This window comes from Okeania sp. SIO3B5, from assembly GCF_010692555.1.
Classification (GTDB): domain Bacteria; phylum Cyanobacteriota; class Cyanobacteriia; order Cyanobacteriales; family Microcoleaceae; genus Okeania.
Genome location: NZ_JAAHHG010000033.1, coordinates 4,235 through 20,504 on the forward strand (window position 1 = coordinate 4,235; position 16,270 = coordinate 20,504).

Genomic DNA, 16,270 nt, shown 5'->3' on the forward strand with positions numbered 1-16,270 from the left:
GATCGCTATCTTTTAGGGTGCTTGACTAAAATTCTAGATCAGGACTTACGCAAAGACACTGTGTATAGAGTCCAGTAACTATTGTCCAATAGTTATGAGTACTATATATAGCGTATCTGCGTAAGTCCTATAGATATTTCTTCTTTAGGAACGCTAACTTTGAGCAGATTGATTTTTTTTAACTATTGTCCAATAGTAATGTTGAATTTAGATACAGTCAGGGAAAGCGATCGCTATGTTGTTAGGTGCTTGACTAAAATTTTTGGCTAGATATTTCTTCTTTAGGAATGCTAACTTTCAGCAGATTGATTTTTTTTTAACTATTGTCCAATAGTAATGTTGAATTTAGATACACTCAGGGGAAGCGATCGCAATATTGTAGGATGCTTGAGTAAAGTTTTCGGCTAGATATTCCTTCCTTTTTAACACAGAGCGATCTTGATATTTCAGGAAGGGATAGTATGAGGGTCTCGCTCATGCACGGTAGCAGGATAATCATATTCCTCACTTAAGATTAACGGAAGGATGAACAGGAAGATTTTTGCAAGTTTTCCGATATGTTTTCAAGTCACTGTTGATATACTGCTGCCATTCCCTTGCTGTTAAATTCCGACTGAGACGGTTACAAGCTTCTTGAATTAATGCTTTTGGTGTTGCCCAACGCCAGAGGTGGGTGGTTTGATCAGTACTTGCAGTGGCAATGGTTTGGCCGTCACGGCTAAAGGCTACTGCTATTACTGAGTTCTGGTGGTTGAAGGTAGCTAATCTTTCCTTGGTGTCTACATCCCAGAGACGAGCAGTTTTGTCATCACTTACAGTAACGACGGTTTTACCGTCCGGGCTAAAGACTACTGTATTTACTTTACCCTGGTGGTTGAGAATAGCTAATTCTTTGCGGGTGTCTGCATCCCAAAGGCGGGCGGTATTGTCATTATTAGCAGTAGCTATGGTTTTGCCATCGGGGCTAAAGGCTATTGCATTTACCCAGCCATGGTAGTTGAGGGTAGCTAATTCTTTACCAGTCCTGGCATCCCAGAACCTGGCAATATTGTCGTTACTTGCAGTAGCAATTGTTTTGCCATCACGGCTAAAGGCTACTGCATCTACTCCGTACTTGTGTTTGAGGGTAGCTAATTCTTTGCCAGTGGTAGTATCCCAGAGGCGGGCAGTCGCACTACTTGCAGTAGCAATGGTTTTGCCGTTGGGGCTAAAGGCTACCGCATGTACCGAGTACTCGTGGTTGAGGGTAGCTAATTCTTTGCCAGTGGTAGTATCCCAGAGACGGGCAGTATTGTCCCAACTTCCAGTAGCAATAGTTTTGCCGTCACGGCTAAAGGCTACTGTACTTACCCTACCCTGGTGGTTGAGAGTGGCTAGTCCTTTGCCAGTATTGGCATCCCATAGATGAGCAGTATTATCATCAGTTGCAGTAGCAATGATTTGCCCGTCGGGGCTAAGGGCTACTGCATTTACTTTGTCCTGGTGGTTGAGGGTAGCTAATTCTTTGTGGGTGTCTGCAGCCCAGAGGCGGGCGGTATTTTCATAACTTGCAGTAACAATGGTTTGGCTGTCCGGGCTAAAGACTACTGTATTTACCCTACCCTGGTGGTTGAAAATAGCCAATTCTTTGCCATTATCGGTATCCCAGAGGCGGACGGTATTGTCATCACTTCCAGTAGCAATGCTTTTGCCGCTGGGGCTAAAGGCTACTGTATTTATCCTACCCTGGTGGTTGAGAGTGGCTAATTCTTTGCCAGTATTGGCATCCCATAAATGAGCAGTATTATCATCAGTTGCAGTAGCAATGATTTCCTCGTCGGGGCTAAAGGACACTGCTATTACTGAGTTCTGGTGCTTGAGGGTAGGTAATTCTTTGCCGTTATGGGCATCCCAGAGACGAGCGGCAAAATCATTACTTACAGTAGCAATGATTTTGCCGTCACGGCTAGAGACTACTGATCTTACCATGTATTGGTGGTTGAGAGTAGCTAATTCTTTGCCAGTATCGGCATCCCAGAGACGAGCGGTATTGTCACTACTTGCAGTAGCAATGGTTTGGCCGTCACGGCTAAAGGCTACTACATTTACCGGGTTCTGGTGATTGAGGATCACTATTTCTTTGCCAGTGTTGACATCCCAGAGGCGGGCAGTATAGTCATCACTTGCAGTGGCAATGGTTTGGCCGTCGGGGCTAAAGACTACTGCATTTACCAAGGCATTGTGGCTGGGAGCCTTGTGTTTAAGGGTAGCTAATTCTTTCCCGGTGTTGGCATCCCAGAGGTGGGCGGTTTCATGACTTCCAGTAGCAATGGTTTTGCCGTCACAGCTAAAGGCTACTACATTTACCTCCTTCGGGTGGTTGAGGATAGCTAATTCTTTTCCAGTGTCGGTATCCCAGAGGCGGGCGGTATAGTCATTGCTTCCAGTAGCAATAGTTTTGCCGTCACAGCTAAAAGCTACTGCTCTTACCCAGCCCTGGTGGTTGAAAGTATGCAAATGATCTGGCAGTTGAGTTAGCCCTTTGCGGATAACTCCATCAACTGCATTCTGAGGTAGAGATGAAAACTGACTACCAAAAAATATCCTGACCACTTTCCGCCACCAAGAGTCTGGCCATCCCTTAAGTTTTTGGATTTTGTGCATTGATTCGACTCCCAACAAAACACTTGTGTCGTAAAGGTTATTAGCTCTCAATAACTCTGTTTCTGCTGCTAACTGAGGGGCACGGGATATTTCACTGTTATATTTAGCTATTGTTTGCTGCATCCAGGCAAAAGCAGATACCCAAGTCAGAAAAATTGAAATAAATGATAGAAGTAGATTTAACTTTTGAGTGTTTCTTCTCTTTCTTTTTTCTTGTTTAGAGCTGGCGTTAATAAACTCATAAGCTACTCCATCCAATAAACCCATTTTACCATACTTAATCAGATATTTTTGTGCTTTATCTAACAAGCCTTGAGGCATTAGATAATTATCTTTTTTACCATCTTTTTCCCACTCAGCAGCATCAGCTTCAATCTTCCTTTCCAACGGTAAAACTTCTTGATATTCTTCCACCCACTCCCTCAAAGTTTTCCAACTTCTAATTAAATCTTCGTGAATAATATCTAAGACTGTTCCTCCCTCTGACTTATCTTTAGTAATTAACCGATTATTTTTGTCGGCTAACTTATTACTAACTTTCGACAAAAGCTCTAAACTATGCCGTTGATTAGGCAATTTTTCTAAAATTACTCTTCTGCGAGTATCTGTTATTTTTCCAGAATTTATTGACTGTTCCCCAGGTTGAACTAATTCTAAAAATATCCTCTTAGCAACTGACTTTTCCTTTTTACTCAAACTCTCAAAAACTTCATTAGCTCGCTTAGTCAAAGTACTCTTAATTCCACCCAACTTTCTATAAGTTGCCAGAGTTAAATATTGACTTTTATCTTCCCCTTGAATCGCAGATTTCCACAGAGCATCAAGGGTATATTGCAGGAGAGGTAAACTACCAGGATTACGCATAAAATCTTCAGTTATTTTAGTAATTAATCCATCTTGTACTTGGATTCCTACTAATTCGGCTGGTTTTTTAATTGCTTCTTTTATTTCTTCTTCTTGCAAAGGAGTTACTAATAGTTGATGCTGCTTAATTTGATTAGCTAATCCCGCATATTCAGAACATCGGTCGAGAAAATCTGCTCGCATTCCCAATACCAAACAAAATTTATCGGCTTGTCTTTCCAGCGCTTCTAAAAAAACATCAAAAAATTTCTGTCGTTCCTGTTCTTTTTGCTCTTGACCTTGACACTGAGTAAAAACTTCTTCAAACTGGTCAATTATCATTACCACTTTTTCAACTTCAGCTACCTCAATAAACTCAATTAATTTCTCAGTTAAATTCTCTGGTTGTTCCTCTTCTATATTATGGCGGTGAGGTATAGTTTTAGCTCCCTCCTCCATATAGCTTAAAAAGGTTGGAGTCTTCAAAGTCCCCCTTTCTAAGGGGGATTTAGGGGGATCATCAATGTACCTCATAACTGTAGGAATTTCTATTGCCTGTTGCAGACTTTCCAGAGGAGATGCAGTAGGAGTAAAAGGATTAATATAAAGCCATCTATCGCTCCCTGAAATTTTCTGCCCCTGCTTCAATTGATATAACAAACCCGCCCGTAATAAAGAAGATTTACCACTTCCCGAAGCTCCCAAAACAGCGACAAAATTATTAGTTCTTACTCGGTCAATTAATTCATCAGTTAACCGAGTTCTGCCATGAAAAAATACTGCATCATTTTCCTGCTGCTGAAAATAAGATAAACCCCGATAAGGAGCAACATTTTTCCAGCGTTTATCTATTGGTTGGTTAGGAGTATTAGTAGTAAGAATAATCGCATACCCAGAATTATGAAACATCGGGGCTTGGGATGTCTGAGACATATTTTGTTTAATAAATTCTGCCAATTTATAATTAGTCACCCAACCATCAATATTATTTGGATTATTTGGGTTTAAACCTTCCAGTAATTTTGCCGTAAAAATACCATGTTCACCACTCAATTGTTCCACACTTTTTTCAAAGGAACGACAAGAAGTAATCAAACAACGACTTATTTGTTTTCCCTCAGTTCCAGGGTCAAATTCTTGGTCAAAATTTAATAATTCACCACTAAAACAACAGTCTAACCAAACTATTTGTTTTTTAACCGGACTCTCTTGTAATAACTTTTTCAACCAAGCTAAAGAAATACCATAAATATTTCTATTCAGTTGAGCATCACTGGTGACTAAATATCCTTCTCGAATTCCCCCTTCAGTTGTTAGATAACCATGGCCGGCAAAAAAGAGTAAAGCTACATCAGGAACCTCTTTTTTTAGAGGTGGATTAAATAAATTGATAATTGCTTGTTGGAGGTCATTAATCTTAACTAAGCCATCAGAAATAAATCTTTCTTTACCTTCCTCGTCATAGCCTTTTGGCAAACGTTGGACTCGAAAATTACCATATCTTTCTAAAATATCAGTAATAGCTTCAGCATCTTTAACAGGAGCTTTAAGGTTTAAATCTCCCAACTTTTCTTTTTTCAAAAATGGGTAACGATTAATTCCAACAACTAAGGCTTCTCTATTCATAGTTATCAATTATTTACTAGATTAATAAATCAATTAATTGTATTTTATTAAAATGGTTCATCCATCTGTTGCAAAATTCCTTCAACCTGAGACTTTGAAATCAATATCACTATTAGCATCAGCTTCTCCCCGCGCCACCGAGCCAAAAATTTGCACATTATAAGCACCATATTTATTAGCTAATTCCAATATTTATTGACGATAATTATTCAAAATATTTGCCAATGTATTTTCAAATTTCATACTATTAATTATTGACTTACCAAGTTGATAAATAAATTCAGATTAACGATCCAGTAAATTACCATTTAACGACGTTCCTCAATAATTGTTTCAGAAATAGGTTTTCCCTCTATTTGAATCAGTCGTCGTTCAGTTATTGGTTTATAAGATGGAAGTTTAACTTGCTTTATAATCCCAGAATTTATTAAAGATTTATGAAAAGCATCTAGTCCATCTAGTCCCTTTTTATTAATCAGGTATTTTTGAATTGTTTGATTAAGTTCTTGCAGTTCTTCTGGCTCAAGCATCTCAAGTTGATTTATAATTTTCTTATGCTAAAATTTTACCCCTAGCTTAAATATTTTAACATCCTATGAGTATTGTAATTCCCAACGAGATTATAAAAGCAACAGGAAAAAGTGAAAAGTTGTTACAATTAGAACTAGCAATTATCATGTTTAGAGACTATCAAGTCAGTAGTGCAAAAGCAGCTAATTTTGCTAGCTTATCTTTAATTGAATTCCGTCAAGAACTAGCTAAAAGAAATATTTTTGTGAACTATGATAGTTTAGACTTTCAACAAGAAATACAAACATTAAAAACATTGGGTGAATTGTGATTATTGTCAGTAATACTTCCCCTATTACCGAATAATTAAGGTTTAAAGCCTCTCCTTTAAAGGAGAAAAAAGAAAAAATTTTCCTTTGAGTCAATCCTTTCCTTGAAAAGAAAAGGTAATTAATAATTAATAATTAATAATTAATAATTAATAATTAATAATTAATAATTGTTGGACAGTTTGTCAGTTATTGGCTATCTTAACTTACTCCATGATATTTATGGGACAATTATTATTCCGGTAGCTGTCTATGAAGAAATGACAGAATTAGGTTATATAGTACCTGGTACAATTGAAGTTCAAACCTTATCTTGGATAGAAAAACGTGAGTTAAAGAATCGGTTATTAATGGAAGAGTTAGAGAATGAATTACATCAAGGAGAATCAGAAACAATAGCTTTAGCAGTTTCTTTAGATGCTGAACGAGTAATTATAGATGAAAACCCAGGTCGAAAAAAAATTATTAGTTTAGGGTTAAACGTCATTGGAGTTTTAGGCATATTGTTAATTGCTAAACAAAGAAAACTAATTACTAATATTCAGCCATTAATGGATAGTTTAATTACTAAAGCAGGTTTTCATATCAATCAGGGTATTGTATCTAGATGTATTAAAGTTGGCACAAGAATCCAAAAAAGGCTAATAACTAAAATTATCCGAAAATACAGAACAAATAAAGGATACTTACTATGAATGATTCAATGAACAAATTTTTATTATCTATGTTACTAGCAATCAGAGAATTAGACACTTCCTTAAATGCAGAGGAAAAAAATAGTCTCTATATTGTTGCTGAACAACTATCTCTTAGACCCACAGCTTGGGAAACAGATATTCAATCTAACTTAATGGAAATAATTTACAGCAACCCACCTTTAAATGCAGTTTTTCAAGAAATTAAATCCAAACTAGAAAAAATTGATAATATTCCCAAAAATTTAATTCCCAGTCAAGATGAATTAGCAACAGTTATCCCGACCAAAATTGAACCACTTAAACGTCCTATTATCAAACTCAATCCTTCAGATTTAAAAAGTAACGAAATTACAAATATGTCTATTCAGATTATCTCATCACCAGAGCCATCAAAAACAGCTAAAAAAATTAGTAAGCTTGAGCAGTTATTAAATTTTATTTTTCCAAATCGGTCAGAGAATAAATAAACCATAATTACAAAAATTTTCAGCTTTTGTGTAGGTCAGGCCAAGCAGGAATAATTCTATCAACTCACACAATATTATATAGTTATCCGCCCTAACCCACCAATCATTTTTTTTGACTATATTAAAACTAATAACTAATAACTGAAATGACCGATATTATTAATTCCACCATTGACTTATTTCTCTATGACTTGATAAACAGTCTTGGTGATGATGAAAAAGACATAGAACAAAAACGCCAATATTTTTATCAAAAATTCCATACAGATATTCGAGAAAAATTAGAACAAGACAGAAAAGATAACAACCAAAATCTAGAAGTAGAATATCTTCACCTTCTTAAATCTATTTATGCTCCTTTAGATTCTGATACTTCCATAGAAAATGGTTATTATTATCCGGTACGACTAGGAGACAGTTACGGATTATTATTAGAAGTTGCTGTACCCGACAAAAAAACACCAGAATATTTTGCCGAATTAAGAGAAAAAATCCAACAAAAATTAGGAGAAAATATCGCCACATTAGGTCAAACCTGGATGCTATCTACCTACCTACCCAACTCCTCAGAAAAAACTCCAGAAGAAATAGAAAAAATTGCCCAAGAATGTTACAAAGCAATTTTTCCCAATGCAGAAGAAATAGAATTTGACAGCAAAGGTGAATTTATTGGAGCAGGAATTTTTGAATATTCTGACAAGAGTTTAAAACAAGAAATAGTCAAACTAGAAGATCAAGAAATTTTTACTGTTGTTCAAATTCAACATATTATTATTGCTATCTATCCAGACCAAGAAACATTCCAGAAATTAGGCGAATTCTATACAGACTGGATGCACTTATTTTATTACCACCACAAAATTATTTGGGCTTACGGTCAAAGCCGTATTTTAACAAGTCAAACTAAAGAAAAATTTCGTGAAATTCAAACAATAACTGAATCTATAGAAGAAAATATTACTCAAGAGAATGCCAAAATTAATAAGTTGCAAAAAATTAGCGATATCCTGAGTAAAGTTCAAGTTATTATCAAGCAATATACCAGCAATCTCAATAATCTCAAATTTCAACAAGGTGCCATAGAAATCAACTTAAATAATTACGATAAAAGATTACAAACTATTACTAAAAAAGCCACAAAAAAAGTAGTATATAATCAAACTAACATCAATTTTTTAGAAAACTTTAGTCAATTAGTTGAAGAAAAATATCTCTTGCAAATCACAAAAGATTTAGAAAGTTTTGAGCTAGGATTGAGATTATTAGAAGATAATATTAATGCTATCCACACTCAAATAGAAACAGAAAAAGCCAAGAGCGATCGCGACTTTCAAGAATTCATTGCGGTAGTAGGTTCAGGAGTAGCTTTTGCTAGTTTAGCAGGTTTTAATGTAATAGCAGAATGTAAATCTATGTTTACTAACAAATTTTTTCTTTGTCAAAATACACTATTGTACAAATTTATATTAGTGATTATTGGCAGTTTATTAGCTTGGTTTGTCAGAAGATATATATTAAAGCGACCTTAACGAAGTCAGAAGTCAAAAGTCAGAAATTAGAAGGTAAGCATTCAGGAGTCAGCCATCAGCTATCAGCTATTACTTTTAGTTGATGATAAAAGCTTTATTAATTGTCTGACTGCAAAAGTAGCTTCCATTACCCTTAAAGTCAGTTGTTAATTTAAACACTGTTCTTAAAGATAGAATCTTGTTGCTGTTAACACAGTTCCTCCGCAGGAGGCTAGCTGACTGCTAATAGCTGAATGCTTACGTTAGAAGTTATTTTTGTAAAGGGGATTTGAGCAATTCTCCAAAAGTATTTCGCCTTAAAAGGTGGGGTTTTATACCCAATTATTTTGATAAATAAATTAGTTTGCTTTTAATCAATTATTCCTCGTACATTAAGACATCTCCAATAATAATATGAAATATGTTAATGTTTGCTACCACAGATTTATAGGGAGATGGGGAGATAGGGAGATTTGTAAGTAGCACAATTTGTTGGTGACATAGTAATGCTAAAAAGAGTGTGGGAAGAAATTAAAATATATATCTCTTTAACAATTATTATGCAGGACAAATCACCATTTTTTATATGAAATACAAAAAATAAAATCAATTATCGCAAAGAAATTATCAATTATTTCTCCCTAATCCCCCTTTTATAGAGATGTCTAGACATCAGAGTAGTATGTAAAATGTATTATTTCAACAAATTTTGGTGTAATAATGTATATCTATTTATTCTCTTATTCTTTACTTTTTCTCAGCAAAAACTCATTTAAAAGTGTTTTAAATAAAAATATATAACTAAATAAATTTTCACAAGATATAAATCATACTTTGTGAAAATTTCCTTAATGCGTGTCATCTTCAGCTTGATTATTTGGTAGATATAATGAATTGGGAAAAATTTGAACAAGACTTATCTATGACCAAAAAATAATGTCTGAAGCCTCCCCTTTCAAGGGGATGAAAAAAAAGTAAAGTTCAATATTTCAAGCCTCTAACTTTCCTGCGGAATGCTGCGCAAACAGGTAGAGGTACTGTTAACGAAGTTCCTCCTATAGGAGGCTAACTGATAACTGATAACTGATAACTAAAATGACCAATACAACCACAAATGAAAAACTGACTGCTAACTATAATATTGAAAATGCAGTTTTAGAACGTTATCAAGCAGGCGCTCAACAAGTACAACCAGCTCTATGTTGTCCGACTGAATATGAGGAAAATCATCTAGATATTTTGCCTCAAGAAATTATTCAAAAAGATTATGGTTGTGGCGATCCTACTATTTATATTAAATCTGGAGAAACAGTTGTAGATTTAGGTTCGGGTGCTGGAAAAAATTGCTATATTATTGCTCAAAAGGTTGGCGCTGAAGGGCAAGTAATAGGAGTAGATTTTAATGATGATATGTTAGGATTAGCTCGAAAATATCAAGATGAAATAGCTACTAAAATTGGATACAAAAATACCAAATTTGTCAAAGGCAAAATTCAGGATTTAGCCCTTGATTTAGACATAGTTGAACAGTGGCTTACCGCAAATCCAATTACTTCTATTGATGCTCTAGCAGCTTTTGAATCAGAATGTAATGCCCTCCGCAAAGAACAACCTTTAATTCCAGATAATAGTGTTGATGTAGTAATTTCTAATTGTGTGTTGAATTTAGTTCGCCCCCAAGATAAAGAAAAACTATTTAGTGAAATTTATAGAGTTTTAAAGCGAGGTGGTAAAGCAGTTATTTCTGATATTGTCTGCGATGAAGACCCCACTCCAAACATTCTTAATGACCCGGAATTATGGAGTGGTTGTATTGCTGGAGCATTTCGAGAAGATGTTTTTCTGAAAATGTTTGAAGAGGCTGGTTTTTATGGAGTTGAAATTCTTAAACGTCAAGAAAAACCATGGCAAATAATAGATGGAATTGAATTTAATTCTGTGACAGTTCGTGCTTTTAAAGGAAAAGAAGGAGAATGTTTAGAAAGGAATCAGGCTGTAATTTACAAAGGTCCTTGGAAAAAGGTAGTTGATGATGATGGTCATACTTTGCACAGAGGTCAAAGAATGGCTGTTTGTGATAAAACTTTCAAAATTTATACAGACCAAAATGGTCCTTATTATCAAGATTTTTTACCTGTTGAACCTTATACAGATATTCCATTAAGTTCAGCAAAACAATTTGATTGCCGACGTTCTAAAAATAGGCATCCGAAAGAAACTAAAGGTTTAGATTATCGAGTTACAAGTATTAATGATAATACTGACTGTTGTAGTCCTTCAGATTGTGGTTGAATAAAATTAAAAATAGTCTTAAATTAAAGACTGGGGTAATTCTAATGTAAGCATTCAGCTATTAGCAGTCAGCTATCAGCAATAAGTAATTATTCATTACTTCTCAGGTTTAAAAAAGGGACTTTGGCAGTAAATTTTTATTCTTTCTCAATTTCAAAGGTTGCTTTTATCTTATCCAAAATTAATAGCTGAAGTCCGCAGTTCCGACCTAGGAGGCTAGCTCATAGCTGACGGCTGAATGCTTACCGAAAAATTGGGTTTAAAGCCTTGCCCTTGTAGGGCGACTTTTTATTTGAGCATGCAAGTGAATTGGATATATGCTAAACTGTTATTAGTTGCCGGGGGGCACTCGGAAACTCTAAACGGACGTGGAGGCAAGCGTAAGACTACCGCCAAGGCAGCAGCAGCCAATGAAACGTCAACCCACCGAGGAGCTTAGGCTCGGCAGGAATCCCCGTGCCTTCAGGCCGGGGAGGATGTCAATTTAAATACAGTAGAAACGAGAGATTAATTTCTACTGTATTTTTTTGTGTATCAGAAGGCAGAAGGTAGAAGGAAAAATCTGGCGTTTTCTCAGTTTTCAGCTTTGATAATTGGCACGTTATTTAGCGTTAATTATTCTTATATAGCAATATGATTTTAGTTGTGAGATATTGGAGACTTTTGCTTTAGGTATGGAGGGAATAGGGAATAGGGAATAGGGAAGAAACGAACATATAAGAATAAGATAACTGTTATATCCTATACTTTACAAGGAACACCTCAATTCTCACATCTGATTCCTGATTGCTATATTTATTTCTCTGTACGGACGTTGTGCAACGTCCCTACCCACTCCCCCCTACTGCCAGTAGGGGTGGGTCCCCCACTCAATAAAATGTAGAAAAATTTTTGAGAAATGGTGTTACTTCTTCCCTCTTAATATCAATTTCATAAAATATTGTTACAGTAACGACACAGGCAACAGGCAACAGGCAACAAGCAACAGGTAACAGGGAAAGAAAAACATAATAACAAAGAGGAAAAAAAGTGAAAACTTTAGAATTTATGGAATTTATGATTTTTTCTTTTAGGAATAAATCACAAATTAAGATGTAACTACCTTTTTTGAATTTGGTATTACTTCTTACTTCTTGCTTCTTACTTCTTGCTTCTTACTTCTTCCCTCTTAACTTCTTACTTCTTGCTTCTTACTTCTTCCCTCTTAACTTCTTACTTCTTGCTTCTTACTTCTTACTTCTTCCCTCTTAACTTCTTCTAATCAGTTATGATAAAATGTTATAACTATATCCAGTTCTACAAACCTACTATTGCATAAATTTTGAGGCTGTTTGAGCTATTACCAATTACCAATTACCTCTGAATGAATAAAATGCCTAATTCAAATTTTCAACCTTTAGATAATTATTCAGTTGAGTCAGAAGAAAATAAAAATGACCAAATGGAAGTCATAGAATCTTATAATCCTGAAACTAAGGTAATGCTGGAGCGGTTTATTTTAGTATTAATAGCAATTGGATTAATCGTAGGAGCAATTTTATCGGTTGGAGTTGTTTATATTCTTGATAAAACTGGATTTACAACTCCTCCCAGTCAACAACAAATAGATTTAGGAAACTAAAAAGGGACTGCTCTATTTTAGTATTAATAGCAATTGGATTAATCCCAGGAGCAATTTTATCAGTTGGAGTAGTTTATATTCTTGATAAAACTGGATTTACAACTCCCCCCAGTCAACAACAAATAGATTTAGGAAACTAAAAAGGGACTGCTCTGAGGTAATTAATCATTAATCATTAATCATTAATAATTAGGGTTTGCTGATTAAATATCAAAGCATTGACTGATATTGGTTGTAGAATTTTTAGGTCTAAAAAAGTGTCAGCTTTTTGGTGGAAAGAGCTACATAAAGCTAGTATTTTGGGACGATTATGGCAGAAAAATTAAGGGAAAATTTTTTCGACTACCTTCTCTATAATTCCCATTTATTCTGACTCCTGACTTCTAATTCATACCCCTATCAAAATACTTTATTCAGCAAACCCTAATTATTAATTGTTGAACTATGTGATAATATCTAAACACCTAATAATATTTAAGGATTTAATTATGACAGATTCTCAACAAGTTCCTGTAGATGAAAAATTTCTGCCTTTTCTTCAGAAAGTTCAAACTCAAGCAGGATTACCAGATATTTACGATGCCAGAGATATTAGTGTTATTGTATTTCGTACAATGCGCGATTTAATGACAACAGAAGCATCTAATCAGGTAGCCTCAGATTTAAGTTCTGGTAGTGAAAAAACAGATCCAGATGAAATAGCAGAACTATGGAAAGATAATAATCCACTTGTTGCTTTTCTCAGTAAAATTAGACCACCACTTAAATTTGATGGTGATACTTTTATTTTCCGAATCAATCAAGAATCAGGTGTTCCTAAAGGAATAGCACCGGAAACTGTAATTAAAGCTGTTTTTTCCGCGACAAAGGAAGAACTTTCTCCAGAAAGAATTCAAGAAATAGCTGATTTTATGCCAGATAAAGTTAAAGTTATGTGGAACGAAGCTTAGGAAATTAATATTTTTTCTGCTCTTTAACATAACTAGGTTTTTTTAGTATCTAATTTTTTAAGCAAGGAGCAATAAAGAAGGAAGAGAAAATATTTTTTGGGATTTTCAGCACTCTTATAGTCATCCTAGATAGAATATGAACATTAGCTATATATCAAGAGAAATAACCCTCAATATTTAGATAACTAAAATTTGTTCAAAATCTATTTAGGACAGCTATATATCAAGTCAAAAGTAAGAAGTAAGAAGTAAGAAGTAAGAAGTAAGAAGTAAGAAGTAAGAAGTAAGAAGTAAGAAGTAAGAAGTAAGAAGTAAATTATAGTACTCAATAGTAGTCAACGATTCATTCATTAATTGATAATTGATAATGGATAATTGATAATTAACTCTGGTTAAAACCGTTACGGAATTGAATATAAGGAAATATTATTTCTTCTCTTGGTTGATTGGATATGGCGAGGGGACTTCGCCATCCGGAGACCGCTTTTTTCCCCTTAAAAGGGGAGGCTTTAAACCAGAATTATTTAATAATTAATAATTAATAATTAATAATTCGGTAAATATTTATGCTTAATATTTAACTGAGAATTTGACTTACGATCAAGGTAAATAGTAAGCATTTCCTCCGGAATGCTGCGCAAACAGCCGTCAGCTAGCCTCCTGTCGGAGGAACTGCGTTATCAGCTAGCCTCCTATGGTCGGAACTGCGTTAACAACTATTGCTTTTCGTGTGGCTTTAAAGCTGTATTAATTGAGCCAGAATTAATCTTACTACAAAAGTCGTTAAAGTCTATATTCATTTAAACTATGTCATTAAAAGCAGAGTATTATTGCTGATAGCTGACTACTAATAGCTGAATACTTACGGTAAATGAATATAATTTATATAGTATAAATACTTGCCAATAAAGGGGGGTTATACTATTTTTAATATTACAAATTGACGTGCAGAATGTGGGATATAAAATTCAAAAAAAATACTGACATTCAAAAATTAACAATTAATAATTACCTTTCTTGAAAAGAAGAAGATTTACTAAAAGAATTTTTTACCCTGTAGTCCGACAACTTGTGGCAAAGTCAAGGAGAGGTTTAAAACCTTGAATTATTCGACAAAATTACCTGCAAAACTATTCAATAATTTGCTTTGATGCCGACTCTTGACTCCCTAACTTAAAGTACAGATACTTATAGTTCCTCGCCTATTTCTTAATTATTTCTCAGGTTAGATTCAGTTTACTTAGATTTAATGATAAATGTCTTTAATGAATAATTAAATTCAAAATTAAATGTATTGATTTTTATCAAACATCACTATTTTCATAAATTTGCCATTACTGCTATACTGCTATATCTAAGTTGAGGAATAACTACTGGTTATTTCCTTAACTCTAATTCAACTATTAAATCAAATACTAATACAAGTGGAGCGATCGCCCAAAATTCTTACCCTGGTACAAATTTATTTACTGGTCATTTCAGTTATCAGTTATCAGTACTTCTAGCTGTTTGTGCAGCATTCTGTAGGAAAGCATTGGGATTGACATCAGGAATATTCTCTTTTTTATCTCCTTAAAAAGGGAAGCTTTAGACCAAAATTTTTCGCTAAAAGTATAATTATTATTATCAACTTCTAAAAATGGTTAATACAGCTTTTAAACCTTTCAAAGCCAAACTTAATAAAACCCTAACCAAGAAAAAAATTACTGTTTTACAAATTAATCTTGGCAAACGTTGTAATCTTGCCTGTACCCATTGTCATGTCGAAGCGAGCCCAAAACGAACAGAAGAACTTTCCCCAGAAATCTGCGAACAATTAATTGAACTAATTAATAAATTTCCTCAAATTCAAACAGTTGACTTAACTGGCGGTGCGCCGGAAATGAATTATGGATTTAAACAATTAGTTAAAGCTGCTAGAACAAATAAAAAAGAAGTAATTGTTCGTTCTAACTTAACGATTTATTTTGTCAAAGGATTTGCAGATATTCCAGAATATTGTGCTGAAAATCAACTGAAAATTGTCGCATCATTGCCTTGTTATTTAGAAGATAATGTCGATAAAATGCGCGGTTATGGCGTTTATAGTCAATCAATTAAAGCATTGCAATGGTTAAACAAACTAGGATATGGAAAAAATCCAAATCTGGTCTTAGATTTAGTTTATAATCCTCCCGTTCCAAGTAAAAATCAATTCACCCTTCCTCCTAATCAAAAAAATCTAGAAGAAGACTATAAAAAATATTTAAAAGAAAATTTTAACATCAACTTTAACCAACTATTTACAATTACTAATTTACCCATAGGTAGAACTAAACTATATCTGCAAAATAGAAAAATATATCAGCCTTATCTAGATTTTTTAGAGTCGAATTTTAATTCTGAGACTGTAGAAAATTTAATGTGTCGAAATGAATTATCAATTGATTATTTAGGTAATGTCTATGACTGTGACTTTAATCAGATGGAAAATATCCCAGCTCAAACTAACAAAATTGAAAAAATCACAGTAGCTAAGTTATTAGAAGCTAATAGTTTAGACATAATTGAACAAGTGCAGACAGCAAATTATTGTTACGGCTGTACAGCAGGTTGTGGCTCTAGTTGTAGTGGATCATTAATCTAGTTTAAACTAACCCTTGAATAGTAGCTTGAGGATTAATTTCAAGGTGTTAAATTTTCTGAATTTCAAATTATGGTCATATATAACCTACATTCCGCACGTCAAAATGTAGTATTTCAGGCTAGCCGTCGAAAACCTTGTCTGGCAATAACCATAAATT

General features: G+C 34.3%; 11 protein-coding genes and 1 pseudogene. 9 read left to right on the top strand and 3 right to left on the bottom strand.

The genetic code is table 11. The features are described from left to right. Nucleotides 1-504: 504 nt before the first annotated feature. The 3 genes and pseudogenes from F6K54_RS07350 to F6K54_RS07360 all read right to left on the bottom strand — a co-directional run bounded on the left by F6K54_RS07350 (nucleotide 505) and on the right by F6K54_RS07360 (nucleotide 5,642). Nucleotides 505-5,112 (bottom strand): caspase family protein, encoded by a 4,608-nt coding sequence (locus F6K54_RS07350; RefSeq protein WP_293076058.1) that lies wholly within the window; start codon nucleotides 5,110-5,112, stop codon nucleotides 505-507. 90 nt (nucleotides 5,113-5,202) lie between these two features. Continuing rightward, a pseudogene (locus F6K54_RS07355) lies at nucleotides 5,203-5,304 on the bottom strand (nucleotidyltransferase family protein); the annotation flags it as partial. Nucleotides 5,305-5,420: 116 nt separating this feature from the next. Beyond that, a complete protein-coding gene (locus tag F6K54_RS07360) occupies nucleotides 5,421-5,642 on the bottom strand; it encodes a hypothetical protein (protein ID WP_293076059.1) in 222 nt (73 codons plus the stop codon). Nucleotides 5,643-5,707: 65 nt separating this feature from the next. Here F6K54_RS07360 and F6K54_RS07365 point away from each other — a divergent pair, with 65 nt between their 5' ends. The 9 genes from F6K54_RS07365 to arsS all read left to right on the top strand — a co-directional run bounded on the left by F6K54_RS07365 (nucleotide 5,708) and on the right by arsS (nucleotide 16,113). Continuing rightward, the gene (locus tag F6K54_RS07365; protein ID WP_293076060.1) at nucleotides 5,708-5,953 is read left to right on the top strand and encodes a UPF0175 family protein; all 246 of its coding nucleotides are present in this window, start codon (nucleotides 5,708-5,710) and stop codon (nucleotides 5,951-5,953) included. A gap of 168 nt (nucleotides 5,954-6,121) precedes the next feature. Then, nucleotides 6,122-6,646, top strand: coding sequence for a DUF3368 domain-containing protein (locus F6K54_RS07370; RefSeq protein ID WP_293076061.1), 525 nt, complete (start codon nucleotides 6,122-6,124; stop codon nucleotides 6,644-6,646). Continuing rightward, nucleotides 6,643-7,116 carry a hypothetical protein gene (locus F6K54_RS07375; RefSeq protein ID WP_293076062.1) on the top strand — a complete coding sequence of 158 codons (474 nt, stop codon included), beginning with the start codon at nucleotides 6,643-6,645 and terminating at the stop codon, nucleotides 7,114-7,116. The genes F6K54_RS07370 and F6K54_RS07375 overlap by 4 nt, the downstream gene beginning before the upstream one ends. A gap of 146 nt (nucleotides 7,117-7,262) precedes the next feature. Next, nucleotides 7,263-8,645 (top strand): hypothetical protein, encoded by a 1,383-nt coding sequence (locus tag F6K54_RS07380; protein ID WP_293076063.1) that lies wholly within the window; start codon nucleotides 7,263-7,265, stop codon nucleotides 8,643-8,645. 1,074 nt (nucleotides 8,646-9,719) lie between these two features. Continuing rightward, nucleotides 9,720-10,916 carry a methyltransferase domain-containing protein gene (locus tag F6K54_RS07385; RefSeq protein WP_293076064.1) on the top strand — a complete coding sequence of 399 codons (1,197 nt, stop codon included), beginning with the start codon at nucleotides 9,720-9,722 and terminating at the stop codon, nucleotides 10,914-10,916. A 304-nt stretch (nucleotides 10,917-11,220) separates the two neighbouring features. Then, nucleotides 11,221-11,355, top strand: a complete 135-nt coding sequence (locus F6K54_RS07390; RefSeq protein WP_293076065.1) for a hypothetical protein — start codon at nucleotides 11,221-11,223, stop codon at nucleotides 11,353-11,355. Nucleotides 11,356-12,288: 933 nt separating this feature from the next. Then, the gene (locus F6K54_RS07395) at nucleotides 12,289-12,537 is read left to right on the top strand and encodes a hypothetical protein (RefSeq protein WP_293076066.1); all 249 of its coding nucleotides are present in this window, start codon (nucleotides 12,289-12,291) and stop codon (nucleotides 12,535-12,537) included. Between the two features lie 488 nt (nucleotides 12,538-13,025). Further along, nucleotides 13,026-13,487, top strand: coding sequence for a DUF2267 domain-containing protein (locus F6K54_RS07400; protein WP_293076067.1), 462 nt, complete (start codon nucleotides 13,026-13,028; stop codon nucleotides 13,485-13,487). Between the two features lie 1,639 nt (nucleotides 13,488-15,126). After that, entirely contained in the window at nucleotides 15,127-16,113 is a 987-nt protein-coding gene (gene arsS, locus F6K54_RS07405; protein ID WP_293076069.1) for an arsenosugar biosynthesis radical SAM (seleno)protein ArsS, read from the top strand. Nucleotides 16,114-16,270 lie beyond the last annotated feature (157 nt).

Excerpts from the sequence above, each read along its gene's own strand:
- F6K54_RS07350 (WP_293076058.1), bottom strand. The coding sequence starts at position 5,112 with ATGAATAGAGAAGCCTTAGTTGTTGGAATTAATCGTTACCCATTTTTG.
- F6K54_RS07360 (WP_293076059.1), bottom strand. The coding sequence starts at position 5,642 with ATGCTTGAGCCAGAAGAACTGCAAGAACTTAATCAAACAATTCAAAAA.
- F6K54_RS07365 (WP_293076060.1), top strand. The coding sequence starts at position 5,708 with ATGAGTATTGTAATTCCCAACGAGATTATAAAAGCAACAGGAAAAAGT.
- F6K54_RS07375 (WP_293076062.1), top strand. The coding sequence starts at position 6,643 with ATGAATGATTCAATGAACAAATTTTTATTATCTATGTTACTAGCAATC.
- F6K54_RS07380 (WP_293076063.1), top strand. The coding sequence starts at position 7,263 with ATGACCGATATTATTAATTCCACCATTGACTTATTTCTCTATGACTTG.
- F6K54_RS07385 (WP_293076064.1), top strand. The coding sequence starts at position 9,720 with ATGACCAATACAACCACAAATGAAAAACTGACTGCTAACTATAATATT.
- F6K54_RS07395 (WP_293076066.1), top strand. The coding sequence starts at position 12,289 with ATGCCTAATTCAAATTTTCAACCTTTAGATAATTATTCAGTTGAGTCA.
- F6K54_RS07400 (WP_293076067.1), top strand. The coding sequence starts at position 13,026 with ATGACAGATTCTCAACAAGTTCCTGTAGATGAAAAATTTCTGCCTTTT.
- arsS (WP_293076069.1), top strand. The coding sequence starts at position 15,127 with ATGGTTAATACAGCTTTTAAACCTTTCAAAGCCAAACTTAATAAAACC.